Here is a 26,950-nt window from a genome sequence, read left to right on the forward strand (position 1 = left end):
TAGATTCATAATATATCACAATAAGCCAGTATATAAAATTAAAATTACCAAACCAATCTCAAATGAAGCTTCTAATTTTTCTGTCTACTAAGGATAACCTTATTGAGAAACCCTCTATCTTACAATTCTTAAACCCTTATCAATCTTTAGTTCCAAGCGTTCCATATCCTGCTTAACTTTCTGGTCAATAACGCGAGCATAAATTTGAGTTGTGGCGAGCTTGGTATGTCCTAACAAATTTTGACACAGTTTCAATAGGAACCCCATTTGTAAGTGTTACTGTAGTTGCAAAAGTATGCCTGGCCACGTGAAAAGTGAGGTTTTTCTTTATCCCGCAGAAATCAGAAATCTCCTTGAGATAGCTGTTCGTCTTTTGATTCGATAACGTGGGCAGTAACCTGTTCATATCAGAAACCCGTGGATGATCTTGATATTTCAAAAGAATCCTTCTCGCTTTATTCAGCAATGGTATTATAAGCTCTATGCTTGTTTTTTGTCGCTTGGTCTTGATCCATTGCTGACCATCTAAATCGGTTTCAATTTTATCTTTATTCAATTTGGCTACATCTATATAGGACAAGCCCGTATAACAAGCAAATAGAAAAATATCTTTAACGATATCCAGACGCTCTAAGAAAGACGAAAAATCTTCTAGTTGTTCAAGTTCATACTGAGCTAGAAACTCTCTTCTATTTTTTACATATAAGCTTTTAAAACGAATAAAAGGATCTTTATCTATCCATTCGTGGTGGTATGCCATCGTAAGCATTTTACGTAATCTTTGTAAATTCTTCATCGCCGTATTATGCCCCATCTTTTTTTGATGATCTTTCGGCTCATAGGATTTTAAAAAGAACTCAAAATTCTTGATGAAGGAATAGTCAAGCTTATTAAGATAAATATCATCTGATTTATACTTATCTATAAGAAACTTGTTTAAGTAGCGCTGCGTAACCTTATAATGACGCAGCGTGTGATTGGAGAGTGAAGTAACAGAAATGGAGTTGTGATATTCAAATAATTCTGATAGGGTATTATTACGCTTATCCTCACCTAAAAATTTATTTTTTATAGCTGAGGCGGTAATAAGGTTCCCTTCGTTCAGTAAGTCTTCATAAGATTGATAGATAAGTGAACGTATTTGATCTAAATATTTATTCAGGGATTTCGCAAATGGTTTGGATCCACGAACCAATCCTTTACTACTATCCCAACTTTCCACAGGCACTTTTCGCTTTAAGCTAATATTTGCTCGTTTCCCATTAACAGTGATGCGAGCATAGATTATTGCTTCTTCATTTTCAGCTCTACAACCGTTAATCCAGAAGTTTAAACTAAACGTTAACCGAGTTCTCATAATATTCGTCTTTAAATGAAACATTTTTCAAGACGAAAGCCAAACGTAAGTACTTAAATTTAAGCATTTTAAACCTTAATTCGGTCAACAAAATAAAAGTTTAAATTTGTTGACCGATTTGTGGTATTTTTTATTGAATTTAAAGCTATTTAAATAAATCCATAAAAAACATAAAACCCTGTAAATCATACAATTTACAGGGTTTTGATCCAATTTGAATGCTTAAAAAGTGATCGCGACAGGATTCGAACCTGTGACCGTCTGCTTAGAAGGCAGATGCTCTATCCAGCTGAGCTACGCGACCTTTTTGCGGGTGCAAATATAATGCTTTAACTAAAATTTGAAAGCATAACCATTCAGAAAATTAATAAATTTTATCTTTTGAAAAGTATACCGCTCATTTACTGAATATTATAATCCTTTCAATCCACTTAACTGAATAGAAAGTCCTTCTACAAAATGAAAAACCCGCGCTTGCGCAACGGGCCTTTCTCCCAACTTAAACTCTTATTCAACTATGATTTGGGGGAATCGTAAGTGTAATTTCATCGTTACCGTCAACTTATGATTTGGGGTTGAAGTATTACGGCAATTAGAAAATCGGGTGTGTTGTAATTAAATCAATTATGACTTGGGGAAATCTTAATTTGGGGAATTAAGCTGTTTTAACGGGATTCTTAATATTTGCTAATTCTAAAGGCTTATGTGTATAAATCATTCTGTCTGTAAATTTAACCTTCTCCAATTGGTAAAGTCTCAATATGGCATCAGGTAAATCCTCACTAGCTAAAGACTCATCTTGCTGAGCAACTACTAAATCAAGAGAGCTAGTAAAAATGATTTTTTCAGAAACGGGCTTCACTTCATCTGTGTTAGCTGAAGCAAGTGCACTAAGAAAAAGAGCACAAATAAGAGTAAAAGTTTTAAGCATGATTTGGGTTTTGTTGTATTACACCCCAAATATATAACCGTTAATCTATAAAAGTCAATTTTTTTCGACGAAATACACAATTTTTGGAATTGTTTAAGATTTTCTAAGTAATTAACCGCTATATAAGCACTTAAAATTGCAAGAGCAAGAGAATATCTGAGCAAAATAAATTATCGCAAGAAATAAATGTAAGTTTTTACTTACGATGTGTGCTTTGAGTTCTGATATAGATACACCTCAGTAGCACCCAAACCATATTTTTGATAATCCGCATCATAAAATTTAACGGTATCGTATCGCGAAAAAAGATATTCTAATTCTGCACGCAATACGCCCTCTCCTACACCGTGTATAAAAACCACGCGTTGAATGCGTTTAAGAATTGCATATTCAAGTTTTCTTCTTGCAGTATCGACCTGCAGATTAAGCTTATCATGCGCAGACATCCCGCTCTCAGATTTCGTCAAGTGATGTATGTGTAAATCGACTTCCATTGGAGGAAGAACGCCTTTATTTTTTATAGGTTGCTTTTTTCTCTTTGAGTACGCTTTCTCCTTTTCATTAATCATATCATCGAAATCGTCATCAAATTCTAGATCCAGCATTTTATTAGGAACAATTTCTTTGATAGATACCTCAAACTCAAAACCATCTTTTGAAATAATCAAAATCTTTTCACCTTCAATTTTTGTAATTACTCCAGACAAATCATCATCTAAAAGTGTAACTCCCTGACCTATTTTGTATTGAGAACTCATAAAATTGGTTTTAACTCGATAAAAAGCTTCAAATCTTCTTTGAATTACGCAAACGGATTGGTAATTTTAGTATCTTCGCAAAAATATTTCAATATGAGAAATTTTTACTCCAAATTATTCTTTTTATTACTCCCGGCTTTGTCTGTAGGACAACTACATATTAAATCATCGACAGGTGGCTCTAATGCGTATGTGTTTAACAATGGAGAAATTATATATGTCAATCAGGAAATTGGTATGGATGGAAATCCTGATCAGACAGGTGGTAATCTCTATTTAAGAAATGAAGGTCAGCTTATCCAAGGAGAGAATAGCTCAAATTCAGGAACAGGAATTGTCTCGGTTTATCAAGAAAATACAAGAAATGCCTGGGATTATCATATGTGGGCTTCTCCTGTGGGTGACCCCAATGAAAGTAATCCTAATAATGGAAACGCTGGAAATGCTAGATTTTATTTAGATTCTGGAAATGGCGGTGGAGTTTATCAAGTAATTGATGAATTGGATAGCGACGCTGCTACTTTTTCTGCTAGTTATAACGGTATAGCTGCTCCTTTAACACTTTCAACAACTTGGTTGTACAAATATATTGCCACTCAAGGATATTCTGGTTGGTCAAAAATAAGCTCTGGAAATCCTTTACTTCCGGGAGAAGGTTTTTCAATGAAAGGAGTAGGAAGTGGTACAACTCCCACAAGTACTGCATTTGATTTTAGAGGAATACCTAATAATGGGAATATTGAAGTTGATGTTAAACCTACGCAAAGAACTTTAGTAGGTAACCCCTACCCTTCTGCTTTAAACTTAAGTTATTATTTATTATATAATAGTGGGCAATCTGTTGCAAATTGTTTGGGTACGTACTCGGGAACCCCTTCCACCGGAACTGAAGTGATCACTGGAGAAGCTTTTTTTTGGGAGTCAGACCCTAATGTACAATCGCATTACCTTGCAGATTATTTAGGAGGCTATGGAACATTTACTCCATTAATGGACTGTACATCTCTAGGAGAGTACACTTCTCCTACATATGTAATGTATAATGAAGACGGAACAGTACGTTCTGATGGGCCTTCAATTGATACTGACGATCCTTTGGTGAATGAAATTGAACGTAAAATAGCTCCTATTGGCCAAGGATTTTTTGTTTTAGGACGAGATTTAACTGCCTCTGAACAAACTGCTGTTGACGGAGGAGCTCCGCTACCTACTCTACAAGTAACTATGAAAAATGATTTCAGGGTTTTTATAAAAGAGACGAATGCTGTTTATGATCCGGAATTTAAAAATAATTCATCAAGTAAAGGTGCTAAGACAGCCCAAAAAAATGGAAGTAATAGCTCACTTAATCCTGGAGGTCTAACGTATACGGAAGATGGGATTTTAATAATGCCCAAGTTTGTATTATCAACAGTTGTGAATCATCAATATGTAAGAACTTTAAAAGGTATTATGTATGAATCGGCAACATTAGGATTTGATCGTGCCGGTGATGGAGAAAATAGATCAAGCCTGCCGAGCGATATAAACTTTTTACTCGAGGATTCAGATAAATCTTATTTGATGAATATCTTTCCTTATCAAATTGAAAATAAATTAGCTCTCAAATTATCGGGAGCAAATCCTACCAACACCTATGAAATAAAGGTTACAGATATTAATTTCACCCCAGACGAAAGCATCTACTTACACGATAAGCTCACTGACGAATATCACGATATTCTTGATGAATCTTATGAGTTTGAGCTAGAACAGGGCACGTATACTGATCGTTTTGAAATTGTATTTAAAGATTCTAAAACCCTAGATGTCGAAGAAGTTGAAGAGGTTAAACGTTCTTTTAATATTTATCAGAACAACGGTCGCGCTGAACTTACGGTACTAAATCCGTTGCAAACAGAACTTAAAGAAGTCAATGTATTTGATATTAGCGGGCGTCTTTTAGTCTCAAAATTAAATGAGGGTACAAGCGAAAAAGTGATCATTCCTTCTAATGCGTGGAGCGACGGGGTTTATATTGTACGAGTGACCACGCGAGATAATATTGAGTATACTAAAAAAGTTTCTGTAAGAAATATTAAGTAACCTATGGAAGAATACATGCTTCCTTGCCTGAATAAAAAATACTTAGGCTTTGAGTGTATGGGCTGTGGATTGCAGCGTTCTCTGGTTGCATTATTTCAAGGTGATTTTGTCAAAGCCTTTGAGCTATATCCCGCAATTTATCCTTTGGTCTTTCTGGGTGTTATGATCAGCCTGAATTATATGGTAGGCGTTAAATATGGTAGCAAAATCATTTCAGTTTTGGCAATCTTATCTGTAACCACTATTATTGTAAGCTATATACTCAAACTAACATCCTGATATGGAACAACAAAAACTACCTAACGTAACCATTTCCTTAATTCTAGGAATTGTATCATTTATTGCGTGCTGCTTCAGTTCTGGTTTTGGCGGACTCTTATTTTCTGGTATCGCGCTTTTTCTAGCGAATAAAGACAAAAAATTAGCAGCGCCTAATCCTGAACTTTATGAGAATTATGGTCAACTTAAAACTGCGCGTATTATCGCTATCATTGGTTTAATCTTAGCGGTTATCGTTTCTATTTTCTGCATAATCTTGTTGATCATCTTCGGAAGCGCAGAAGCTATTCAGCAATGGGCTTTGGAGATGCAAAACGCACAAGCTTAGTTACTATCTCGCGGCAAGCCTTTTCGGTTTTAGACCCTTTTGGCGACGCGTTTGAGGTAAAATCGTATTGTATGAAAGCCTGAGCGACTGCTCAGGCTTTTCTTTTATAGTTTAGTCTCAAAATCTTAATAATTTACTTAGATTATATTGAGATCTTTATCCTTAATTTTGCGCCCCTAATTAATCCTCATGGCCTACCAAATAGATACGTATTTAAAAGATTTTAGCTCCTATGTAGAAGACTTAGGTGTCGTTCCCTTTTATGCTGAAATGCTTACGGTATTTATAAATGCGTTTATCTTCATCCTGCTCATTGCCTTATTAGATAAACTTCTTAAAAAACTCATCGTCGAAGCATTCAAGGTTTTTAGCAATAAAACGAAAACCTCTTTTGACGACTTTTTGGTTCTTACCAATTTCCCTAGATATATTGGCCACATTATTCCGCTAGCCATTTTTAAATGGTTTTTTGTTGAGTTGCTTGAGGATTACCCCACCACGCTTTATTGGCTTCTAAAGATTTTTGACCTTTACGTAATTCTGCTTATTCTAAAAATTATACGCAGCTTATTACGTACATCTCGCGATTACTTTCAGACCAAACAACAGTTTCACGACAAGCCTTTACAGAGTTACCTACAGGTGACCATGCTCTTTTTATGGGGCATTGGGATTTTCTTTTTTATTCTGGAGCTTTTTGATAAAAACGCGATGAATTTTGTGCTTCAGTTGGGAGCAGCTTCGGCAGTTATACTTTTGATATTTAAAGATACGATACTCGGTTTTGTAGCTTCCATTCAGGTTTCTATCAATGATATTGTGCGTATTGGCGACTGGATCACCTTTAGCAAATATGGAGCAGATGGTACGGTCACTGAAATTAACCTTGCTACCGTTAAAGTGCAAAACTTTGATATGACCTATACCACAATCCCAACATACAGTTTGATTTCAGATTCTTTTCAAAACTGGCGTGGAATGCAAGAAAGCGGGGGGCGACGTATAAAAAGATCGGTCTTTATCAAACAAAATTCCGTTAAGTTTCTAACCGAAGCTGATTTAAAAGAACTTAAACGAATTCAACTTGTTGCTCCGTATATTGAACATATGGAAAAAGAAGTCCTGCGCACCAATAAAAAACAAGGCGTTGATCAAAGCTTAGCCATAAACGGATTGAATCAAACCAATTTAGGGGTATTTAGAAAATACATTGACGCCTATTTGTATGAAAATCCGGCGATCAATAAGGACTTATTTTTGATGGTGCGCCACCTTCCTCCTACTGCTCAGGGAATTCCGCTTGAGATCTTTTGTTTCAGCACTGATAAGCGCTGGGAGAACTATGAGCACATTCAAGCTGATATCTTTGATCACGTGATCGCTGCTGTACCGTTCTTTGGTCTTGAAATTTTTGAAGAACCTTCTTCTAAGGATATTACCAGTTTTTTAACGCAGAAAAACCAGTCAAAAGAGTAGCTTACGGTTAAACTGCTTTCAAGTGCATTTTTAAGCTCGAAAGTCCCTAACCTAACCTAAAATGACCTTTAAAAATGTACTCCAGATTATTGGAGGAATCGCTATTGTACTCACAATAGCACCGTTCATTGCGGCTGATTATTGGTGGATACGCATTTTTGACTTTCCACATATGCAACTCACCATCTTTACCGCGGCGGCTACCTTAGCGTATTTTATAAAATTTGATATTAAATGGGCAAAAGATTATGCATTTATGAGCATAATGATTGCCTGTCTTGTTTTTCAGGTTGTCAAAATTTATCCCTATACGCCTCTTGCTGAAAAGGACGTTTTAGACAGTACCATCACTGATCAAAACAGAACTTTTAAGCTTTTAGTAGCTAATGTTTTACAAAAGAATAAAAAGCACGAGGCGCTTTTAGAAGAAGTTGAAGCAAAAGATCCACACATTTTATTGCTTCTAGAAACCGATAAAGATTGGTTAAATGCCATTGCACCTACACTATCAAAAAACTACCCGCATTATAAAGGAATTCCGTTAGACAATACCTACGGAATGTTACTGTATTCAAAATTTCCTTTAGAAGACCCAAAAATTCATTTTCAAATAGATGACAGCATACCTTCTATTGAGTCTGTGGTGCAACTTCCTTCTGGCGACAGGTTTGAGCTATATGCTATTCACCCTACCCCGCCGATGCCTCAACATAATCCTATGTCTACTGATCGGGATGCTGAAATGATGAAAACTGCCTTCAAAAGCCGAAACAATACGTTACCTGTAATTGCGATTGGTGATTTTAATGATGTGGCGTGGTCAGAATCTACAGAGCTTTTTAAAGAAGTAAGCGAGTTGCTTGATTTACGCATCGGGCGTGGGTTATTCAATACATTTAGTGCAAAAAGCAAAATTATGCGCTGGCCGCTGGATCATATTTTTGTTTCTGAACACTTTAGGGCAAAAACGGTTCTGCGTGGTAATGCCATTGGCTCTGATCATTTTCCTGCTTTCGCCGAACTTACACTTGAACCTGAAAACAAAGCAGAGCAAATGCCTAAACCTCCTCGTGAAGAACAATTAGAGCGAGCGTATGATATTATCAAAAAGGAAGCTACACAAAAGGATACGCGCAAACAATCTGACAATACCTAAACTACATACCAAAGCAGTGTAGAAACAACCAAACCTATACACGCGATTAAGCTTGTGAGTATAGACCAACTTTTAAAGGTCTGTTTTTCAGTTAAGCCTAAATACTGTTTTACAAGCCAGAATCCGCTATCGTTTACGTGTGAAAAAATTGAGGCTCCTGCTGCAATGGCGATCACTAAAATAGCAAGTTTCATATCATTTAAATTATTCTGAACTACTAATGGCGCGGTGATTCCGGCGGCAGTGATCATTGCTACAGTTGAAGAACCTTGCATTATGCGCACTAAAGCAGCAAGAATAAAACTGAAAATCACTGGTGGAAAATAATCGCTTTGCAGCGCATTAGCGATCATCTCGCCTACACCGGTATCGATCAATATTTGTTTAAACGCACCACCGGCACCCGTTAATAGTATTATCACACCTGCCGGATATAATGCTTTCGTCGAAATTTCTAAGAGTTTTTCTTTAGAAACATTTCGGCGTACGCCTAAGATATACCAAGCGATTAAATTGGCTAAGATCAACGCTGTAAAGGGGTGTCCCAGCAATTGAATGATATCAAGAAAAGTTTCTGAAATTCCTATTCTTGCTCCAAGCGGACTGCTCAATACGGTGTTTAAAACGATCAGCAAGATGGGTAGAAAAATGATTAAAAGTATAGTTGCGGGTTTGGGCGCATTCGCGAACGATTCCTTTTCCTCTTCGATCTCCTCGGGTGCTTCAATATGAATTCGTTTTGCTATCCGTTTGGCAAAAAACGGTCCCGCAATCGCCGCAGTGGGAATTCCTGTTATAAACCCAAATAGAATTACCCATCCCAGGTTTGCATTCAAAATATCTGCCACGGCAATGGGTCCCGGTGTAGGCGGTATAAACGCGTGAGTTACTGCTAAACCAGCCAACAGCGGCAATGCATATAGCAAAAGTGATTTTTTTGTACTGCGCTGCAAAGCATAAATAAGAGGAATTAAGATAATAAAGGCAACATCAAAAAACACCGGGATCGCAACAAAAAATCCCGTTAGCATAATTGACCACGGAGCATTTTTAATTCCAAATTTTTTAAGAAGGTACTGAGCAATGGCCTGTGCCCCTCCTGAATGCTCAAGTAGCGCTCCAAATAAAGAACCCAATCCCACAACGGTTGCAACAAAACCAAGCGTACCGCCTATTCCGTCTGTAACGGACTGAAGTACGCTTTCTGTTGGCAATCCGCTCAACACCCCTACAAAGATTGCGGAAAGTAACAGCGCTAAAAACGCTTGTAGCTTTAATCGCAAGATCAAAAACAATAATAATCCGATCCCTGCAAAGACTGCAAAAAGTAATTGTGCTTCCATTATAAGGCTTTCAAAATTTCATCTACTATTTCTTCGGGCGATGGTGCAATTGATACGTGTATCCCATAATCTGCGGGTTCAAGCGTGTCTAACTGAGATTGCAGCAATTCTGCTTTAAAGTAGTGGTTTTTACGAGCAGTCATTCGGGATTTTAGAAGTTCGTACGATCCGTCAAGAAAAACCCAAGTGACCTGCTTATTTACATCTAATCGTTTCCTATACGCTTCTTTTAGTGCGGAACAGGCCAAAACCGCACCGTCAGCTCTGCTCCACTCTTCGATCTTTTTTGCAAGTATAGCAAGCCAAGGAGCACGATCTTGATCATTTAGTGGAAGTCCCGATCTCATTTTTTCAACATTTGCAGCTGGGTGAAAATCATCTGCATCTTTAAAATCAAGGTCTAACTTCTCAGCTAATAATCTTCCTATAGTTGTTTTCCCGGATCCTGAAACACCGGCAACAATAATTACGTTACTCATAAATCTAAGGTTGGATTAGCATCATCTTTCCCCGGAAGGTGCAAATCAAAATCATACTTCTCATTCATCTTCTTGATAAAATGAGTAGCTAGTAATGGAGATTCTTTTTCAACATTTTGATGAATAAAAAAATCAATTTTTGAGATTCCTTCTTCAATCCAAACGCCTAAACGCGCAACCCAATCATCTAGCCGCTCGTAATCAGTAGGATGATTTGCTCCTACAAAACGTATAAATGCTTCAGAATTGGTCATTCTCATATGCATAATATCACGCCGCCCCGCAGTGTCTACAAGCACATTTGCAATGTCGTTTGTTTCTAAAAGGTGATAAAGTTTCTGCGCAACAGGCTCTTCGTTAAACCAATCCGTATGTCTAAATTCGATCGCGAGAGGTACTTCTTTAGGCCAGGCGGCGACAAACTGCTCTACCCGATCCCAATTTTTAGGTTGAAAATTATTATGCATCTGTAAAAAAATGCATCCTAATTTTTCTTTCAGAAGCAAGGTATGATCTAAATATTCCGGCAATAATTCGGGGGCGTTAATGAGCCGTTTTAAATGACTTATGTTCTGAGTAACCTTCGGAAAGAATTTAAAATCTGCCGGTACCTTCTCATACCATTTTTCAAATTGGTCCTTCGGAAAAAGTCTGTAAAATGTCGCGTTCAATTCTATAGAATTAAACTGTCTAGAATAATAGCCCAGTTCATCTTTTGTTCCGCGGGGATAAAAATTCTTGAGATCCTGCTTATTCCATTTTGCGCACCCCACATACAATTGAGGTTTAGCTTTAGTCGCTTTGCTGTTAAGTATAATCTTTGTGTCTGGGTGATCAGGCGGAAGCGTAAAGTCTATACTTCCGGGATCGTTAACTTTTCCGAATTTCATAAGGAGTACAATTTATATTCCAATACATGCATTTTGCTTAAAGATATAATTTGCTTTGGTATTTTTCCGTTCTAAGCCTGAAGTAAACATAAAATTAGCACTTTACTTCAGTGCACATTATTTTGAAAGGAGTTAAGTAAAGTATACCGTTTTAATGCCTATTTTCGCAAAATACCAGTCTGTTACTTTTAGTATTATATCTATGAAAACATTAGCGTTTTTATCTTTTTTATTGATTACGTTTTCTTCAGTGGCACAGGAAGAGCTAATTGAAACCATGTATAATCAAACTGCCGATGAGATCATAACAAAATATATTGACAGAACCGGTGGTATTGAAGCTTGGTCTGAAATTGATGCGATTAAGACTAAAGGTTCATTTACTCAGGGTGATTTAAGCGTGCCAATTACCATTTACAATACCCGAAGCGGAAAACAAGCGGTTGTGTTTGAATACAACAAAAAAAAAGTGACGCAGATGGCTTTTGACGGGGCTACAATGTGGACCACCAACTTTTTAACGATGGAACCTGAGATCTCCTCTGATGATATGCGTAAAAACATGTTACTGAAACGTAATGACTTTCCATCACCGCTCTTACATTACCGGGAAAATGGTTATAAAGCAGAATATATAAGTACTGTTGCTAAAAATGGGATTGTAGCATTTAAGATCAAACTTACTCAAGAACCAAAATTTGTAAATGGTGAAGAGGTCCCTAATGAAAGTTTTTACTTTTTTGATGCGCAAAACTACTACCCTATCGCTATTGAAACTACACAGCTAGGGCAACCGGTAAGTATTACTATGAGCGATTATCAAGAGGTTGAAGGACTTTATTTTCCGTTTACGATCAGCCAGGGCGGTCAACCAATTGATGTTAAAGAAATTATTTTAAACCCTGAAATTGATTATAGTATTTTTTCTTTTCCAGAGAATTAAATACTTCACGTAGCGCGTGTAATCAGACCTACAATTTCCGCTAAAACCTTTAATTTTAAAATGTTAAGAGTCTAACCTCATTTGGAATTTTCTGGTGTTTTCTGTAATTTTTAAGAAATTATAGATACAAAATCGTTCTATTATGAGTTCTTTACAATTTAAAAACTACCTCAAAAACTATTCAAAACAACTGCTCGCAAGTAGCTTAGTTTGGTTTATCGGGATGTTGTTAGTGGGTTATGCCATTAGTAATTCGGCTGCGCCAGATCAACTTTCTGAACTACGATATATACCGGTTTATGCCGTCGCCTTTTTATCAACGCTTTGTGTAGGCTTGTGCCATTATCTTTATTGGCAAGACGCCGCAATGGATTAGATTTTAATTTTTGTCTTCAAGTAAAGGAACAAACCTAAACTCCCCATATTCTTTCTTTTCAAAATCGGTTTGTGTTTTGCGTACGATGCGTATCATCGTTTGAACGTCATCGCCCACAGGAATCACGAGTTTACCACCAATCTTAAGTTGTGCTAAAAGAGGTTTAGGAATATAAGGAGCACCCGCAGTTACGATTATACCGTCAAAAGGTGCAAATTCAGGCATTCCTAAATAGCCATCACCAAAAGTGAGTCGCTTAGGCCGATAACCCAATTTTGACAGAAAGTTTTTAGTCTTTCTAAAAAGCTCCTGTTGGCGTTCTATAGAATACACTTTGGCGCCTACTTCACAAAGAACAGCGGTTTGATAACCACTCCCCGTACCTATTTCTAAAATTTTATCACCTTTTTTTATTTCGAGTAATTCGGTTTGAAAACCTACGGTAAAGGGTTGAGAAATGGTTTGGTCTGCTGCAATCGGGAATGCTTTATCTTGATAGGCGTGATCTTCAAAACTACTATCCATAAAAAAATGCCTCGGAATTTTTCTAATAGCATCTAAAACAGCGGTGTTAGAAACTCCTTTTTTTTCTACAATTTGTGCGAGCAATCTACGCTTCCCTTGGTGACGAGTAGTATCCTTCATACCGCTAAAATACGCAAACCACAAGCCCACTTCCTAGACAAAAACCAGCATTTTTTCAACAACAGGTAGAATGGCAAAATTCTGCATAAGAAAACCTATTTTTGTAGAAGGTCTCAATAAGATTATACTATTTACGTTGACCTTATATTCTATAAATCAATCCTTCTTAATTAAAAAGGAAAAACAACATATACTATGCTTAAAGCAGGCGTACTGGGTGCGGGACACTTGGGAAAAATTCACCTTAAACTTTTAAATCAGTCAGAACGCTATGAACTCGTAGGGTTTTACGATGAATCTGAAACTACCGCAAAAGCTGTTGCTGAAGAATTTGGCTATCATCGTTTTGACAGTATTGCGCAGCTAATTGATGCTTGCGATATAGTTGATGTGGTGACGCCAACAACGCATCATTTTGATTGCGCAGAACAAGTCATAAAAGCCGGTAAGCATCTCTTTATAGAAAAACCTATTGCTCAAACTGTTGAGCAAGCGGTGGCCATACGTGAGCTTGCCAAAAAACACGGCGTTCGTGGTCAGGTAGGTCACGTAGAACGTTTCAATCCGGCGTTTACAGCCGTCAATCATCTTATTGAAAACCCGATGTTTATCGAGGCGCATCGCTTAGCCGAATTTAATCCCAGAGGTACTGATGTGCCGGTGGTTTTGGATTTGATGATTCACGATATTGATGCCATTTTAAGTGTGGTTAAAAGTGAGGTGAAACACATTTCTGCCTCGGGCGTTTCAGTGATAAGTGATACACCTGATATTGCCAATGCCCGTATTGAATTTGCAAACGGATGTGTGGCTAATCTTACTGCCAGCCGCATTTCAATGAAAAAAATGCGTAAGGCACGTTTCTTTCAAAAAGATGCCTACATCTCTGTAGACTTTTTAGAGAAGAAATGCGAAGTGGTACGTATGAAAGATGCGCCTGAACAGGCAGATGACTTTGCAATGATTCTTCAGAATGCTGAAGGAGTAAAAAAACAAATCTATTTTGACAATCCTGAGGTGGAAGAGAATAATGCTATTTTAGACGAATTAGAAGCTTTTGCCGATGCTATTGAGCAAAATACCACACCTATTGTGAGCTTAGCAAATGGCACTGAAGCCTTACGCATCGCTATGAAAATTATTGCTGATCTATAATATTCTGAAAAGAACCTCAAGCCTATGTTAGCAATTCTGAAAAAAGAATTCCATTCATTTTTCGCTTCTCCTGTTGGCTATTTAGTTATAGGACTATTCTTAATCCTAAACGGTCTTTTTCTGTGGGTTTTTGATAATGACTTTAATCTTTTTGATTACGGTTTTGCCGACTTAACGCCTTTTTTTCAGCTCGTACCTTGGATCTTTATTTTTCTAATTCCGGCGGTTACTATGCGTAGTTTTAGTGACGAACTACGTTTGGGGACTTTAGAGTTACTTCTTACCAGACCCATTACTACCCTACAGCTTGTTTTGGGTAAGTTTTTTGGTGCACTGCTGCTCTTGATTTTGGCTTTAATTCCTACTCTTGTATACGTCTATGCTATTGATCAACTTGGTAATCCTCAGGGTAATTATGATCAAGGTGTTTTGATCGGTTCGTACTTGGGGCTTCTCTTTTTAGCTGCTACATATACTGCCATCGGCATTTTTGCATCTACGCTCTCTGAGAATCAAATTGTTGCTTTTTTAATTGCTGCGCTTTTATGCTTTCTATTTTACTTTGGATTCAATGGAATTGCAGACGCGCTGAATATCGAAATTTTAAAAAGTCTGAGTTTGCAAATGCACTTTGAAAGCATTGGCCGCGGAGTAATAGACAGTAGAGATCTTGTTTATTTTTTGAGCATAACTTCTGTTTTTGTTGGGCTTACCGTTTTAAAACTTGAATCAAAATCTGTGAAGGGATGATCAAGTCAAACTCAAAAAATTTAATTTTTGTAGCGATCGTTCTGATCGTATTAGTTTTATCTCAGTCCTTCAATTTCAGACTTGATTTAACAGCTGACGGTCGTTATACGCTATCTGAAACATCAAAAAATATCATTGCTAAAGCACAGGATCAGATAGTTGTTGACGTATTTCTTTCAGGAAATGTGCCTGATGCTTTTCAAAAATTACAAATTGAAACACGCCAACTGCTTGAGGAATATGCTTCTCAAAATACAAACATCAAATTTGCATTTGTAAATCCTGTTCCCGACGGAGTTTCTCCAGAGCAAATCGCTCAGGATTTCAACAATCGCGGAATGCGCCCAGAGCAGGTACAGCTTAGAGATAATGGAAAAGTAAGTCAGGAGTTTATATTTCCTTGGGCTTTGGTCTCATATAAAGGTAAAAGTATCCCTGTCCCGCTGTTGAAGAAAAGCCTGGGAGCCGCACCAGATCAACTCGTAAGCAGATCGGTTCAAAATCTGGAGTATGCATTCTCTAACGGATTTTATAAAGCGCTCAACCCAAAAAGTAAGCGTATTGCTGTTTTAAAAGGAAACGGCGAACTTGATGATAAATACATTGCCGACTTTTTCAAGACGCTTAGAGAACGGTATTTTATTGCGCCTTTCCCTTTAGATTCTATCGCGCAAACCCCGGATACTGTACTTACTGCGCTTAATAAGTTTGATCTTGTAGTTGCTGCAAAACCAACTAAGGCTTTTAGTGATGCCGAAAAGTATGCGTTAGATCAATTTATTATGCACGGCGGAAAATCATTATTTCTGCTCGATCAAGTAGCGATGGAGACTGACAGTTTGTATCTGCGTGATGGTATGGCGCTGGCTACCGCAAGACAACTTAATCTAGATGATTTTTTCTTTAAGTACGGCTTACGCATCAATCCTGTTTTAATTGAAGATCTCTACGCAGCACCCCTGGTATTAGCGAGTGGAGAAGCCGCAAATTCACAATATACGCAACTCCCCTGGTTCTATTATCCGCTAGTGACGCCCGCTGAGAATCATCCTATAAACACCAATATTGATAATCCCATTGCATTTGAATACGCAAATCAAATTGATTTATTAAATACAGATTTACAACAAACCGTATTGCTTCAAAGCTCTGTACTTTCTAAGGTAAATGGAGTGCCTGCACCGGTAAGTCTAGAATCTATTACCACAGAACCCAGCCCCGAGCAATATGCCGCAGGAGCACAAAATCTGGCGGTTTTAGTTGAGGGGAAATTTACTTCGGCGTTTAAAAATAGAATTCTTCCGTTAGAAAATCTGAGGGAACCTTTTCGCGAAAGCGCAATAAAAAATACCGCAATGATCGTGGTTGCTGATGGTGATCTTATTAAAAATGATCTGGATCAAAACGGCAGACCTTTAGAATTAGGATTTGACAAATTCACATTTAAAGAGTACGGAAATAAAGAATTTTTACTCAATGCTGTCAATTACCTTCTTGACGATAATGGTCTTATTAACATTAGAAGCAAGAGTATAAATCTTCCTGCACTTGATATTCAAAAAATATCAAATGACCGCGCCACTTGGCAAGCCTTGACAATAGGGCTTCCGCTAGTGTTTCTCGCTGTGTTTGCTCTAATTTATACAGCGCTGAGACGGCGTAAATATCGGGCCTAAGTGTTAATAAGTTTGTTTCGGCAAAAACGGCTATTACGATATCTTTGTGAGGCTGTGTGACAGCTAAAAAATAAAATTGTCAACCCATTTGAATTCTAGTTTTGACCTCGTGTCAAAGAGCATAAACAGCTTTTTCTTATGAAATTTATTGTATCAAGTTCTTACCTTTTAAAGCAATTACAGGTTTTAGGCGGGGTAATCAATAACAGTAACACGCTTCCTATTTTAGATAACTTTTTGTTTGAATTAGAAGAAAGCACTTTAAAAGTTTCGGCTTCTGATTTAGAAACTACAATGATCGCAACCCTAGAGGTTGAGTCTGATGACAGCGGAAGTATTGCAGTACCGGCACGTTTACTGCTCGATACATTAAAGACCTTTCCAGAACAACCGCTTACGTTTGTTGCAGGTGATAATAACACGATAGAAATTAGTTCTAATCACGGTAAGTATGCGTTAGCCTATGCCTCTGGAGAAGAGTTCCCTAATGCCGTTGAATTAGATGATCCTAGCAAAGTTAGCATTCCTGCAGGAGTGCTTGCAACCGCTGTAAGCAATACTATTTTTGCTACAGGAAATGACGACCTTAGACCGGTAATGAGCGGTGTTTTCTTTCAGTTTGATACCGAAGGATTAACCTTTGTAGCTACAGATGCGCACAAACTGGTTAAATACGGTCGTACTGATGTGCAGGCCAATCAAACCGCTGAATTCATCATGCCTAAAAAACCTTTAAATCTTTTAAAAGGAATTTTAGCATCAAGTGATGATGACATCAGTGTTGAGTACAACGACTCAAATGCAAAATTTAGCTTTGATAATGTGCAACTACTTTGCCGCTTGATCGATGGAAAATACCCAAATTATGAGGCGGTAATTCCTAAGGAGAATCCTAATAAACTCGTGATTGATCGTAACCAGTTTTTAAACTCGGTACGTAGGGTATCTATTTTCTCAAATAAGACAACACATCAAATCCGTTTAAAGATTGCGGGAGCAGAACTTAATATTTCTGCGGAAGATGTTGACTATAGCAATAAAGCCGAAGAGCGTTTAACCTGTGATTATCAAGGAGATGATATGCAAATAGGTTTTAACAGTAGATTTCTGGTAGAAATGCTTAATAATTTAAATGCCAACGATGTTTCCTTAGAAATGTCGTTACCTAACCGCGCCGGGATTTTAACTCCGGTTGATGGTCTAGATGAAGGTGAAAAAGTAACGATGCTGGTGATGCCGGTTATGCTTAATAATTAAGAGTAAGAAGGATAAGTAAGTACCTTTTATTTTAGAAGCGTTCTTGTGAGCAATTACAAGAGCGCTTTGTTATTTTATAAAAAACTGAAAAACAATAGATTATTGTTTTATTAAAAATTTCGCACTACATTTAAATACCCTTTGATCTCCTAGCAAATCCCCGATAATTAAATTCTTATACTATGAGAAGAGATTTTTTATCTGGTTTAGCTTTAGGTATTTTGGTAGGTCTCATAATCGGGCTATCTATTGCACAAGTTACGGGCATTATTTTAGGAGCACTTACTTCTCTTTTAGCAGCTTTCTTTGGCTTGCGCCCCGATAAAGAAGGCGAAAGTGGCAATAAAATAATTATTGGCAGCTTTAGTCTAGGGTGCTTTACTGCTTTACTTTTGGGCATTTTCTTACGTACGCACGACGTTCTGGCCCCTTCCCTTCAAAATGAGATCGCCCTTTATAAATCGGTTAATTTTTCAGATGAGGAAATAAAAGAACTGATTTACTTCAAACATTTCGGACTTGTTGCTAATCAAAAGCTGTCTTTTAATAAAGAAGCTGCAAACGCAAATGCGCTCAAAAGCACACTACTGATGGCTGATGAAAATGATCTAGCGCTTTGCGCAGTAGAGGTCGAAGATTTATCACTCATAGAGATCGAAGAACTCTTTATTGCTTCCGGCGGAAAGTTTCTAAGACTGTTTAACCAACTTCAACAAAATAGTATGGATGATAGCGAATTAAAATCTTCCGTACTTCTAATTAAGGAATTGCTATGCGAATAATGCTATTACTCTTAAGCCTGTGCTGCTTAAATTCCGTTGTGTTTGGTGGTGTTAAAGAAGAGATCAGCAAAACTATTGTGCGGGTAAAATCAGGCAATAAATATTCTACCGGATTTTTCTACGGAAATGGCAATCAAATCATAGCTACTTTACATTCGATTGGTAACCCAGATCAGATTGAAGTTTTTATTCCTTCTGAAAAATCGTGGTGCTCTGTGAGACTGAACCGAATTTCTAAAAAATCAGATTTGGTCTTGCTGAGTCTTTCGGAATGCATTTCCGCAAACTATTTAAAACCTGAAAACATTACCACATCTACCATTGATACTAAAGTGTTCACCGTAGGTTATTATGGAAGTAACGACAAATACCAAGATCGTGATTTTACTGTTGGTTTAATAGAAGGTAAACGCCTTAAAGACCTCTTAGAGCCGTCTGCAGAACAAGAGATCAGATCGCTTGGCTTTCCTTCCCTAGACACCGAAATTGTTTATTTAAAAGGTCAGCTGCTACACGGATTTTCGGGTTCTCCCATTGTTGACTACCGCGGAAAACTGATAGGAATTGCAGACGGAGGTTTAGAAAATGGCGCTGCCGGAATCAGTTGGTGCATTACAGCTTCCGCCTTAAACGACCTCAAAAATGCAACCGATGCATTTCCCAGATCTAGTCTCAAAAAGGTAAATACCCTCTTCGCCGAAGAAATCCCCCCGTCAAACGCCAAAACTGTGAGTAATGGACAATTCTCATTTCAACTGATAAAATCCCGAACTTTTAAATAACTAGATGCTACGGGCAATTATACACAATACCCTGAAATGGGTATGTATCAGATAATGCAAGCGCTTGATCAGGAAGGCATAGCGTATAACAATTTTAGTTTTGATATTTATCTCGAAGCTACAACCGGAGCCACAATAGCGCTCCCAAAAGGAATGGAATTAAAACAAGAAAACGGACTGTTTTACGCCACAACTTATGATAATCAAGTTGTGATCTTAATCGCGTTATATGAAACCTATGACGTTATGCAAATGTCTTTAGAGTTTGAAAATATGTTACAAGCAGCTACCGGCGTTTACACGTGGCAACTAGATTCACGTATGTCTTTTCTAATTCCTTATTACAGACCAGATAATGTGGTTATTAACAGGAAATCCTTTTTTAACTATCAACCTAATCGTTATCTTATAGAAGCGCTTGCAGCTAAAGAATTTACATTTTTTGGAGTGGCTACGGTTTTTAAAGAATCCTTCGATTTTAATACTTATGAATTTACTGATCAAGATCTTGCCGCTCAATTTGTATTAGCGCTTCAGTTGACCACGTTCACTAACTAAAAAAGGCTCAACATTCTGTTGAGTCTCTTTTTTTTACTTCTGTATGAGCATTATTCAAAGGTGTAATACAATCCTGGACCGTCACAACTTTGCCAAGTACTCTGCACACTATCTGAGGTGGTATACATAAGTAATTCTACTGAATCTCCGGTACAATTACCTACCAATTCGCCATCTGAATCGTGAGTAAATTGTAGATATTTATCACTGTTGATCATTACAATATCAAATGTACCTTCAGATTTTAAAGTTTGTCCATCACGCTCTCTAACCTTTGTAAAATGCATTTCAGGGCCTAAAATATAGTATTCCTGCCACGCCATTTCGGCTCCCGTGGTTTCAGAATTCCGAATCTGTCCGCTCATTTTAACTAAGTTAAGTCGAACCGTTGCGGTTTCTTGAACGAGGTTAGTTGTTGCAGTGTTATTATCATCAGTACATGAGCTCAAACTCAATAGCATAAAACTGAAGAAAAGTAATCTAAACATCATGGAGAATATTTTCTTTTAAGATGCTTAGAACTTAAAAAGGTTGCGTTTAGTATATAAAAAAAGCCTGAAGATTAATAACCTTCAGGCTTACAGAAAATTAAGTCTAAAAATAATTATACTCTTGGTAAATCACCATCCCCTTTTAACGGTAAATCAGAACTTCCCATAAGATACGTATCTACATGATGGGCCGCCTGTCTTCCTTCTGAAATCGCCCAAACAATAAGCGATTGTCCTCGTCTAGAGTCTCCCGCAGCAAACACTCCGGGCACATTAGTCATATAATTATCTATTGAAGCCTCGATGTTTGTTCGCGCATCCATTTTAATGCCCAATTGCTCAGCAACTGTAGGTTCACTACCTGTAAACCCTAAAGCAAGAAATACCATATCTGCTTTCCATTCTTTTTCCGTTCCCGGAACTTCTGAAAGCGTAGGTCGTTCTCCCGGTTTGTGCGTCCATTCTACTTCAGCGGTAACAAGACCTGTTAGGTTTCCATTTTCGTCACCCACAAATTTTTTAGTAGAAATTGAAAAGAAACGCTCTGCTCCTTCTTTATGAGAAGTACTGGTGCGCAGACGCATTGGCCAATAGGGCCAAGGCTGATTCTCAGGACGTTCAGGAGTTCCCTTACTCATAATCTCAAAGTTTTTCACGCTGGTTGCTCCGTGACGAATTGAGGTACCAATACAGTCACTTCCTGTATCACCACCACCTATTACGATCACGTCTTTACCGGTAGCTTTGATCTCTTCGCCTTTCCATTCTAAACCATCTACACGACGGTTGTTTTGAGGCAAGAAATCCATCGCTTGATAAATTCCTTTTAAATCAGATCCCGGAATGGGTAAATTACGTCTCACCGTTGCTCCGGTGGAAAGTACTACAGCATCAAAATCATTTTTCAATGCATCAGCTTTAATATCCTTTCCTACGTGCACTCCACATTTAAAAACAATTCCTTCTTCTTCTAAAATGGCCAATCTACGATCGATGACGTGCTTTTCCATTTTAAAATCAGGAATTCCGTAGCGTAAAAGTCCGCCTGGTTTTTCGTCTCGCTCAAACACCGTTACTGAATGTCCGGCACGGTTTAACTGCTGTGCAGTAGCTAACCCTGCAGGTCCAGAACCAATAACTGCAACCGTTTTTCCTGTACGTTTTTCAGGTGCATTTGGCTTGACCCAACCATTTTTAAAAGCTTCTTCAGCTATATTTTTTTCGATATTTTCAATCGTAACAGGGTCTTCGTTGATCCCGAGTACACAAGCTTCTTCGCAAGGCGCAGGACATAATCTTCCTGTAAATTCAGGAAAATTATTCGTGCCGTGTAAGATGGACGCGGCCTCTTCCCAGCGCTCGCGATAAACAGCATCGTTAAAATCTGGAATCAAATTACCAAGCGGGCAACCACTATGGCAAAAGGGAATCCCACAATCCATACAACGTGCTCCCTGGTTTTTTATCTCTGGTTTATCAAGCGGAATGGTAAACTCCTCATATTTCTGAATCCGTTCCTCAACAGGTTTGTACGGTTCATTTTTTCTATCATATTCTAAAAATCCGGTTACTTTTCCCATGATTCTATTATTCCGTTAAATCTGTTAATTTTTCTTCTTCTTCCAATCGTATCAATGCCTGACGGTATTCTTCTGGCAATACTTTAATGAACTTAGGCAAGTATGCATCCCAGTTCTCAAGAATACGCTGTGCCAACGCACTTTGCGTATAATTGTAATGATTGGTAATCAATTCTTTTAATTGTTGTTTATCATTCTCTTCGGTAACTGGATCTAAGTTAAGATCTGCAGCATTACACTTAGATTTGAACTTTTGATCCTCATCTAAAACGTAAGCGATACCGCCACTCATACCGGCACCAAAATTACGTCCTGTTTTACCAAGGATTACAGCAACACCACCGGTCATATACTCACAACCGTGATCTCCTATACCTTCTACAACTGCGGTAGCGCCACTATTACGCACACAGAAACGCTCTCCGGCTACACCATTAAAATACGCTTCTCCACTAGTTGCACCATAAAGAGCTACGTTACCAATGATGATATTCTCATTAGCTTCAAAAGTAGCCTCCTCAGGAACTTTAATAATTAGTCGGGCACCAGAAAGTCCTTTACCTACATAATCATTAGCGTTACCATCTATTTTAAGAGTAAGACCTTTTGTTGCGAAAGCACCAAAACTCTGACCAGCCGAACCTTTAAAGTTCACCTTTAAGGTATTATCAGGTAAGCCTTGCTCACCATAGATCTTAGAAATTTCATTACTTAAAATCGCACCAACAGCACGGTTTAAGTTATTAATTTCAAGGTCTAGCGTTGTTTTTTCCTTACGGAATAATGCAGTATGCGCTAATTCTATAATTTCAAAATCAATAGATTTCTCTAAATGATGATTTTGTGATTCGGTATTGTAAATCTTTACTCCTTCAGGAACTTGAATGTTATGTAGAATTGGTGAAAGATCAATACCTGCAGCTTTATAATGTTCAATTGCTTTGTTTCGGTCTAACTTATGCGCTTGACCTACCATTTCGTCAACAGTTCTGAATCCTAGTTGAGCCATAATCTCTCTCAACTCTTCAGCAATAAAGTACATGAAGTTAACTACGTGTTCTGGTTGTCCTTTGAACTTCTTACGCAATTCAGGATTCTGCGTTGCAATCCCTACAGGACAGGTATTTAGATGACATACGCGCATCATAATACATCCTGAAGCCACTAACGGTGCCGTTGCAAATCCAAATTCTTCGGCACCTAATAGACAAGCGACAGCAACGTCGCGTCCTGTTTTTAGCTGACCGTCACATTCTAAACGTATACGACTACGCAGGTTATTAAGCACAAGAGTTTGTTGCGCTTCGGCAATTCCTAATTCCCACGGTAAACCGGCGTGACGTAAAGAAGTAAGTGGTGATGCACCGGTTCCTCCATCATAGCCAGAAACTAGAATGACATCAGCCATTGCTTTAGCAACCCCTGCAGCGACTGTACCTACACCTACTTCTGAAACAAGTTTGACGTTTACACGTGCTTCTCGGTTTGCAGATTTTAGGTCATAAATTAACTGCGCTAAATCTTCAATCGAATAGATATCGTGATGCGGTGGTGGAGAAATCAAACCTACGTAAGGAGTACTCTTACGGGTTTTAGCAATGAATTTATTTACTTTCTCTCCTGGCAATTGACCGCCTTCCCCAGGTTTTGCACCCTGAGCCATTTTTATCTGAATTTCTTTTGCGCTGGTAAGGTAGTTACTCGTAACACCAAAACGTCCTGAAGCTACCTGTTTAATGGCAGAGTTTCTCCAATCACCATTAGGGCTTTTATAAAAACGCTCAGCGTCTTCTCCTCCTTCTCCACTATTACTCTTACCGCCAATACGGTTCATTGCAACAGCCAGATTTTCGTGCGCCTCCTTACTGATCGAACCATACGACATTGCTCCCGTTTTAAAACGCTTTACAATTTCGGTCCAAGGTTCTACTTCTTCAATAGGAATAGGGTCATAATTTGAAAATTCAAAAAGACCACGAATAGTCATTAACTTTTTTGACTGCTCATTAATAAGCTTAGAATATTCTTTATAAGTTGAAGGATTATTGCGTCTTACAGCTTCCTGAAGTTTTGCAATGGTCAACGGATTGAACATATGGCGCTCGCCATTACGTCTCCAGCGATACTCTCCACCTGATTCGATCTCCAGCTTACCTGAAATGTGCTTACTTCCAAAACTACGGGTATGGCGTTTAGCAATCTCTTGCTCTACTTCATAAAGCCCTATACCTTCAATTCTACTTGGTGTATTTGGGAAATATTTTGAAATCAACTTGGAGTTCAAGCCTAAAGCTTCAAATAAACGAGAACCTCGATACGAGTTAAGCGTAGAGATTCCTATTTTATTCATCACCTTGATCACTCCTTTACCTATCGCTTTGTTGTAATTTTCTACTGCTGAAGTAAAGTCAATATCTCCTAGATTACCTGCTTCGATCTCCTTCTGAATGATCTCATTAACCATATATGGGTTGATCGCACTGGCTCCGTAACCAAATAATAATGCAAAGTGATGCACTTCTCGTGGTTCTGCCGACTCAACGATGATACTCATCTTAGAGCGCTGACCGCTTCTAAATAATCCACTGTTCAAGTACGAGCACGCTAAAAGTGCAGGAATTGGTGCCATCTCATCATTAACCCCTCTATCTGAAAGAATCAAAATGGTATGCCCATCATCAATTCCTTTTGAAGCTTTAGCAACCATTTCATCTAAAGCATCTTCAAGACCATTTAATCCACGTTTAGCTTCATAAAGCATCGGGATCGAAGTAACTTTAAAGTCTGGATTGTCAAAGTTTTTAATTTTATCAAGATCCTCTTTAGATATAACCGGGTTTTGGATTCTGATTTTCTTACAGTAATCAGGCGTGATTTCCATAAGGTTGGTATCAGGACCTAGTGTTAGACTTAAATCAGTAATAAGTTCTTCTCGAATACCATCGAGAGGCGGGTTAGTTACTTGTGCAAATAATTGCTTAAAATAGTTATATATAAGTTGTGGACGATCTGATAATACTGCTAGCGGGGTATCTGAACCCATAGACCCTATAGGCTCTTTACCTTTAGTAGCCATAGGTACAATTATCGTATTGATATCCTCTTTAGTATAACCAAAAGCGTTTTTACGCAGACCAAAATCAGTATCTTCTAATTTAAAATCAACATCACGGTAAGGTATATCTTTAAGATGTACACGATTTTTAGTTAACCATTCTTGATATGGTTTTTGTGTAACGATGCTTTCTTTAACTTCTTCATCATTAACAATGCGACCGGCTTTCATATCAACTAAAAACATTTTCCCTGGCTCTAATCTACCGTGGAATGCAACGTTTTTTGGCTCAATATTTAAAACCCCGGTTTCAGATGACATGATTACATCACCAGTTTTGGTAACGGTGTAACGCGATGGTCTTAATCCGTTACGGTCCAATACAGCTCCAATATAATCCCCATCTGTAAAAGGAATAGAAGCAGGACCATCCCACGGTTCCATGATACAGCTATTAAACTCGTAGAACGCTTTTTTCTCAGGTGTCATATCTTGATGCTTTTCCCAAGCTTCTGGTACTAACATCATCATAATTTCCGGTAATGATCTTCCTGACATTAAGAGAAGTTCAACAACCATATCCATCGAAGCTGAATCTGATTTCCCCGGAAGAATAATTGGGAACAACTCTTTAATCTCTTCTCCAAACCAGTCACTTTTAAGAAGCTCTTCTCTACTACGCATACGCGAAACATTACCGCGCAGGGTATTGATCTCTCCGTTATGACACATATATCTAAACGGTTGCGCCAAATCCCAAGTTGGGAAGGTATTTGTTGAGAATCGCTGATGCACTAACGCAAGTCTTGTAGTCAGCTTAGGATCTAAAAGATCTACATAATAATACTTAATATCCTCAGGCATTAAAAGCCCTTTAAATATTAAGGTCTTATTAGATAGACTAGGCAGGTAAAAATAAGTACGTTCTGAAAGCTTACTATTTAATATAGTATGCTCTGTAATTTTTCTCGCAGAATAAAGTTTGATCATAAACTCTTGCTCCTGCATTTCATCATTGGGCTTACCAATAAAAATTTGCTCTATGTGAGGTTCTACGCTTGCCGCGATCGCACCAAGATAACCGGTATCTACCGGTACGCGTCTCCAGCCTAAAAGCTTAAGTCCTTTAGCCTCGATTTGCTCTTCAAAAATCTTCTTACAATATGCTCGTTGATTTTCCTTTTGAGGAAGAAACACATTACCCATTGCATACGCTCGCGCTTCGGGAAGATCAAAGTCACAATTCTCTTTAAAGAAATCATAAGGTATATCTATAAGTATACCTGCACCGTCTCCCGTTTTTCCGTCACTACTAACCGCTCCTCTGTGTTCTAGTTTTTCAAGAATTTCTAGCGCCTTATGAATAATTCCATTAGACTGTTTTCCTTCAAGACTACAAATGAACCCAGCACCGCAATTTTCATGCTCCCATTCTGGTGAATATAATCCTTGTTTTTCCATAAAATTTTTGCTCAATATTAAAGACAGAATGATAAAGCTATTCAATAAACTGAAATGCCAATAATTTTAAAGAATAAGATTTTTATTATTTCGTAATTGTCAAAAAAAAGTCTTTTAAATAAAAAGTAATTAATAAAACAGAGGTCTTTTTATAGAAAATGAAATGCATTTTTGCCCAAAAACGGCTATTTCGGCAAATTCTAAAAATGCTATAAATCTTAAGCGAATGTTAACAATTGGCGTTTTTGATACTTTTTTACCCTAAAAATTACCATAAATTAACAAAAACAGCACATTCTCCATAATTAAATTCACAATTTAAAACTTCCGAAATCGCTTTCGGATAGCATACCCTAA

General features: G+C 37.8%; 24 protein-coding genes and 1 tRNA gene. 14 read left to right on the forward strand and 11 right to left on the reverse strand.

Annotation, left to right across the window (positions count from 1 at the left end; all coding sequences use genetic code 11):
• Window positions 1–184 precede the first annotated feature (184 nt).
• The 4 genes from BUA96_RS00095 to BUA96_RS00110 form a co-directional block, all read right to left on the reverse strand.
• The gene (locus tag BUA96_RS00095) at window positions 185–1,357 is read right to left on the reverse strand and encodes a site-specific integrase (protein WP_233430588.1); all 1,173 of its coding nucleotides are present in this window, start codon (window positions 1,355–1,357) and stop codon (window positions 185–187) included.
• Between the two features lie 230 nt (window positions 1,358–1,587).
• Window positions 1,588–1,661, reverse strand: a tRNA-Arg gene (locus tag BUA96_RS00100).
• 351 nt (window positions 1,662–2,012) lie between these two features.
• Window positions 2,013–2,288 (reverse strand): hypothetical protein, encoded by a 276-nt coding sequence (locus BUA96_RS00105; RefSeq protein ID WP_072979096.1) that lies wholly within the window; start codon window positions 2,286–2,288, stop codon window positions 2,013–2,015.
• Between the two features lie 200 nt (window positions 2,289–2,488).
• Window positions 2,489–3,046, reverse strand: a complete 558-nt coding sequence (locus BUA96_RS00110; protein ID WP_072979098.1) for a Smr/MutS family protein — start codon at window positions 3,044–3,046, stop codon at window positions 2,489–2,491.
• A gap of 93 nt (window positions 3,047–3,139) precedes the next feature.
• Here BUA96_RS00110 and BUA96_RS00115 point away from each other — a divergent pair, with 93 nt between their 5' ends.
• The 5 genes from BUA96_RS00115 to BUA96_RS00135 all read left to right on the forward strand — a co-directional run bounded on the left by BUA96_RS00115 (window position 3,140) and on the right by BUA96_RS00135 (window position 8,370).
• Window positions 3,140–5,131 carry a T9SS type A sorting domain-containing protein gene (locus tag BUA96_RS00115; RefSeq protein ID WP_128755723.1) on the forward strand — a complete coding sequence of 664 codons (1,992 nt, stop codon included), beginning with the start codon at window positions 3,140–3,142 and terminating at the stop codon, window positions 5,129–5,131.
• A 3-nt stretch (window positions 5,132–5,134) separates the two neighbouring features.
• Complete coding sequence (locus BUA96_RS00120) at window positions 5,135–5,410, forward strand: DUF2752 domain-containing protein (protein WP_072979102.1); 276 nt, start codon at window positions 5,135–5,137, stop codon at window positions 5,408–5,410.
• A gap of 1 nt (window position 5,411) precedes the next feature.
• Entirely contained in the window at window positions 5,412–5,738 is a 327-nt protein-coding gene (locus BUA96_RS00125; protein ID WP_072979104.1) for a CCC motif membrane protein, read from the forward strand.
• 189 nt (window positions 5,739–5,927) lie between these two features.
• The gene (locus BUA96_RS00130) at window positions 5,928–7,214 is read left to right on the forward strand and encodes a mechanosensitive ion channel family protein (RefSeq protein ID WP_072979106.1); all 1,287 of its coding nucleotides are present in this window, start codon (window positions 5,928–5,930) and stop codon (window positions 7,212–7,214) included.
• 61 nt (window positions 7,215–7,275) lie between these two features.
• Window positions 7,276–8,370: an endonuclease/exonuclease/phosphatase family protein gene (locus BUA96_RS00135; RefSeq protein WP_072979108.1), complete on the forward strand. Its 1,095-nt coding sequence runs from the start codon at window positions 7,276–7,278 to the stop codon at window positions 8,368–8,370.
• On the opposite strand, the gene BUA96_RS00140 is transcribed toward BUA96_RS00135, so the two are convergent.
• The 3 genes from BUA96_RS00140 to BUA96_RS00150 are packed head-to-tail and all read right to left on the reverse strand — an operon-like array spanning window position 8,367 to window position 11,082.
• Window positions 8,367–9,713, reverse strand: coding sequence for a GntP family permease (locus tag BUA96_RS00140; RefSeq protein ID WP_072979110.1), 1,347 nt, complete (start codon window positions 9,711–9,713; stop codon window positions 8,367–8,369). The genes BUA96_RS00135 and BUA96_RS00140 overlap by 4 nt on opposite strands.
• Window positions 9,713–10,192 (reverse strand): gluconokinase, encoded by a 480-nt coding sequence (locus tag BUA96_RS00145; protein ID WP_072979112.1) that lies wholly within the window; start codon window positions 10,190–10,192, stop codon window positions 9,713–9,715. Before BUA96_RS00145 ends, BUA96_RS00140 begins: the two co-directional genes overlap by 1 nt.
• Window positions 10,189–11,082 (reverse strand): DUF72 domain-containing protein, encoded by an 894-nt coding sequence (locus BUA96_RS00150; RefSeq protein ID WP_072979114.1) that lies wholly within the window; start codon window positions 11,080–11,082, stop codon window positions 10,189–10,191. Before BUA96_RS00150 ends, BUA96_RS00145 begins: the two co-directional genes overlap by 4 nt.
• A gap of 202 nt (window positions 11,083–11,284) precedes the next feature.
• Here BUA96_RS00150 and BUA96_RS00155 point away from each other — a divergent pair, with 202 nt between their 5' ends.
• Entirely contained in the window at window positions 11,285–12,025 is a 741-nt protein-coding gene (locus tag BUA96_RS00155) for a hypothetical protein (protein ID WP_072980394.1), read from the forward strand.
• Window positions 12,026–12,167: 142 nt separating this feature from the next.
• Window positions 12,168–12,401 (forward strand): hypothetical protein, encoded by a 234-nt coding sequence (locus BUA96_RS00160; RefSeq protein ID WP_072979116.1) that lies wholly within the window; start codon window positions 12,168–12,170, stop codon window positions 12,399–12,401.
• A gap of 3 nt (window positions 12,402–12,404) precedes the next feature.
• Here BUA96_RS00160 and BUA96_RS00165 read toward each other — a convergent pair whose 3' ends face one another.
• Window positions 12,405–13,046, reverse strand: coding sequence for a protein-L-isoaspartate(D-aspartate) O-methyltransferase (locus BUA96_RS00165; protein ID WP_072980396.1), 642 nt, complete (start codon window positions 13,044–13,046; stop codon window positions 12,405–12,407).
• Between the two features lie 195 nt (window positions 13,047–13,241).
• On the opposite strand from BUA96_RS00165, the gene BUA96_RS00170 reads away from it, so the two are divergent.
• The 7 genes from BUA96_RS00170 (at window position 13,242) to BUA96_RS00200 (ending at window position 20,006) form a co-directional block, all read left to right on the forward strand.
• A complete protein-coding gene (locus BUA96_RS00170; RefSeq protein ID WP_072979118.1) occupies window positions 13,242–14,201 on the forward strand; it encodes a Gfo/Idh/MocA family oxidoreductase in 960 nt (319 codons plus the stop codon).
• 24 nt (window positions 14,202–14,225) lie between these two features.
• The gene (gene gldF, locus BUA96_RS00175) at window positions 14,226–14,951 is read left to right on the forward strand and encodes a gliding motility-associated ABC transporter permease subunit GldF (protein ID WP_072979120.1); all 726 of its coding nucleotides are present in this window, start codon (window positions 14,226–14,228) and stop codon (window positions 14,949–14,951) included.
• On the forward strand, window positions 14,948–16,627 hold the full coding sequence (gene gldG, locus BUA96_RS00180) for a gliding motility-associated ABC transporter substrate-binding protein GldG (protein ID WP_072979122.1): 1,680 nt from the start codon (window positions 14,948–14,950) through the stop codon (window positions 16,625–16,627). The genes gldF and gldG overlap by 4 nt, the downstream gene beginning before the upstream one ends.
• A 138-nt stretch (window positions 16,628–16,765) precedes the next feature.
• Entirely contained in the window at window positions 16,766–17,884 is a 1,119-nt protein-coding gene (dnaN, locus tag BUA96_RS00185) for a DNA polymerase III subunit beta (protein WP_072979124.1), read from the forward strand.
• 182 nt (window positions 17,885–18,066) lie between these two features.
• Window positions 18,067–18,666 (forward strand): hypothetical protein, encoded by a 600-nt coding sequence (locus tag BUA96_RS00190; RefSeq protein WP_072979126.1) that lies wholly within the window; start codon window positions 18,067–18,069, stop codon window positions 18,664–18,666.
• Window positions 18,657–19,448 (forward strand): S1 family peptidase, encoded by a 792-nt coding sequence (locus tag BUA96_RS00195; protein WP_084673005.1) that lies wholly within the window; start codon window positions 18,657–18,659, stop codon window positions 19,446–19,448. The genes BUA96_RS00190 and BUA96_RS00195 overlap by 10 nt, the downstream gene beginning before the upstream one ends.
• A gap of 42 nt (window positions 19,449–19,490) precedes the next feature.
• The gene (locus BUA96_RS00200; protein ID WP_128755722.1) at window positions 19,491–20,006 is read left to right on the forward strand and encodes a hypothetical protein; all 516 of its coding nucleotides are present in this window, start codon (window positions 19,491–19,493) and stop codon (window positions 20,004–20,006) included.
• 50 nt (window positions 20,007–20,056) lie between these two features.
• Here the strand turns inward: BUA96_RS00200 and BUA96_RS00205 are convergent, their stop codons facing one another.
• From BUA96_RS00205 to gltB, 3 genes are all read right to left on the reverse strand, one after another.
• The gene (locus BUA96_RS00205) at window positions 20,057–20,497 is read right to left on the reverse strand and encodes a hypothetical protein (RefSeq protein ID WP_128755721.1); all 441 of its coding nucleotides are present in this window, start codon (window positions 20,495–20,497) and stop codon (window positions 20,057–20,059) included.
• A 113-nt stretch (window positions 20,498–20,610) separates the two neighbouring features.
• Window positions 20,611–22,077: a glutamate synthase subunit beta gene (locus BUA96_RS00210; protein ID WP_072979132.1), complete on the reverse strand. Its 1,467-nt coding sequence runs from the start codon at window positions 22,075–22,077 to the stop codon at window positions 20,611–20,613.
• Between the two features lie 7 nt (window positions 22,078–22,084).
• Window positions 22,085–26,593: a glutamate synthase large subunit gene (gltB, locus tag BUA96_RS00215; RefSeq protein ID WP_072979134.1), complete on the reverse strand. Its 4,509-nt coding sequence runs from the start codon at window positions 26,591–26,593 to the stop codon at window positions 22,085–22,087.
• Between the last annotated feature and the right edge of the window lie 357 nt (window positions 26,594–26,950).

The organism is Leeuwenhoekiella palythoae, assembly GCF_900130045.1.
Lineage (GTDB): Bacteria > Bacteroidota > Bacteroidia > Flavobacteriales > Flavobacteriaceae > Leeuwenhoekiella > Leeuwenhoekiella palythoae.

Excerpts from the sequence above, each read along its gene's own strand:
- BUA96_RS00095 (WP_233430588.1), bottom strand. The coding sequence starts at position 1,357 with ATGAGAACTCGGTTAACGTTTAGTTTAAACTTCTGGATTAACGGTTGT.
- BUA96_RS00105 (WP_072979096.1), bottom strand. The coding sequence starts at position 2,288 with ATGCTTAAAACTTTTACTCTTATTTGTGCTCTTTTTCTTAGTGCACTT.
- BUA96_RS00110 (WP_072979098.1), bottom strand. The coding sequence starts at position 3,046 with ATGAGTTCTCAATACAAAATAGGTCAGGGAGTTACACTTTTAGATGAT.
- BUA96_RS00115 (WP_128755723.1), top strand. The coding sequence starts at position 3,140 with ATGAGAAATTTTTACTCCAAATTATTCTTTTTATTACTCCCGGCTTTG.
- BUA96_RS00120 (WP_072979102.1), top strand. The coding sequence starts at position 5,135 with ATGGAAGAATACATGCTTCCTTGCCTGAATAAAAAATACTTAGGCTTT.
- BUA96_RS00125 (WP_072979104.1), top strand. The coding sequence starts at position 5,412 with ATGGAACAACAAAAACTACCTAACGTAACCATTTCCTTAATTCTAGGA.
- BUA96_RS00130 (WP_072979106.1), top strand. The coding sequence starts at position 5,928 with ATGGCCTACCAAATAGATACGTATTTAAAAGATTTTAGCTCCTATGTA.
- BUA96_RS00135 (WP_072979108.1), top strand. The coding sequence starts at position 7,276 with ATGACCTTTAAAAATGTACTCCAGATTATTGGAGGAATCGCTATTGTA.
- BUA96_RS00140 (WP_072979110.1), bottom strand. The coding sequence starts at position 9,713 with ATGGAAGCACAATTACTTTTTGCAGTCTTTGCAGGGATCGGATTATTA.
- BUA96_RS00145 (WP_072979112.1), bottom strand. The coding sequence starts at position 10,192 with ATGAGTAACGTAATTATTGTTGCCGGTGTTTCAGGATCCGGGAAAACA.
- BUA96_RS00150 (WP_072979114.1), bottom strand. The coding sequence starts at position 11,082 with ATGAAATTCGGAAAAGTTAACGATCCCGGAAGTATAGACTTTACGCTT.
- BUA96_RS00155 (WP_072980394.1), top strand. The coding sequence starts at position 11,285 with ATGAAAACATTAGCGTTTTTATCTTTTTTATTGATTACGTTTTCTTCA.
- BUA96_RS00160 (WP_072979116.1), top strand. The coding sequence starts at position 12,168 with ATGAGTTCTTTACAATTTAAAAACTACCTCAAAAACTATTCAAAACAA.
- BUA96_RS00165 (WP_072980396.1), bottom strand. The coding sequence starts at position 13,046 with ATGAAGGATACTACTCGTCACCAAGGGAAGCGTAGATTGCTCGCACAA.
- BUA96_RS00170 (WP_072979118.1), top strand. The coding sequence starts at position 13,242 with ATGCTTAAAGCAGGCGTACTGGGTGCGGGACACTTGGGAAAAATTCAC.
- gldF (WP_072979120.1), top strand. The coding sequence starts at position 14,226 with ATGTTAGCAATTCTGAAAAAAGAATTCCATTCATTTTTCGCTTCTCCT.
- gldG (WP_072979122.1), top strand. The coding sequence starts at position 14,948 with ATGATCAAGTCAAACTCAAAAAATTTAATTTTTGTAGCGATCGTTCTG.
- dnaN (WP_072979124.1), top strand. The coding sequence starts at position 16,766 with ATGAAATTTATTGTATCAAGTTCTTACCTTTTAAAGCAATTACAGGTT.
- BUA96_RS00190 (WP_072979126.1), top strand. The coding sequence starts at position 18,067 with ATGAGAAGAGATTTTTTATCTGGTTTAGCTTTAGGTATTTTGGTAGGT.
- BUA96_RS00195 (WP_084673005.1), top strand. The coding sequence starts at position 18,657 with ATGCGAATAATGCTATTACTCTTAAGCCTGTGCTGCTTAAATTCCGTT.
- BUA96_RS00200 (WP_128755722.1), top strand. The coding sequence starts at position 19,491 with ATGTATCAGATAATGCAAGCGCTTGATCAGGAAGGCATAGCGTATAAC.
- BUA96_RS00205 (WP_128755721.1), bottom strand. The coding sequence starts at position 20,497 with ATGATGTTTAGATTACTTTTCTTCAGTTTTATGCTATTGAGTTTGAGC.
- BUA96_RS00210 (WP_072979132.1), bottom strand. The coding sequence starts at position 22,077 with ATGGGAAAAGTAACCGGATTTTTAGAATATGATAGAAAAAATGAACCG.
- gltB (WP_072979134.1), bottom strand. The coding sequence starts at position 26,593 with ATGGAAAAACAAGGATTATATTCACCAGAATGGGAGCATGAAAATTGC.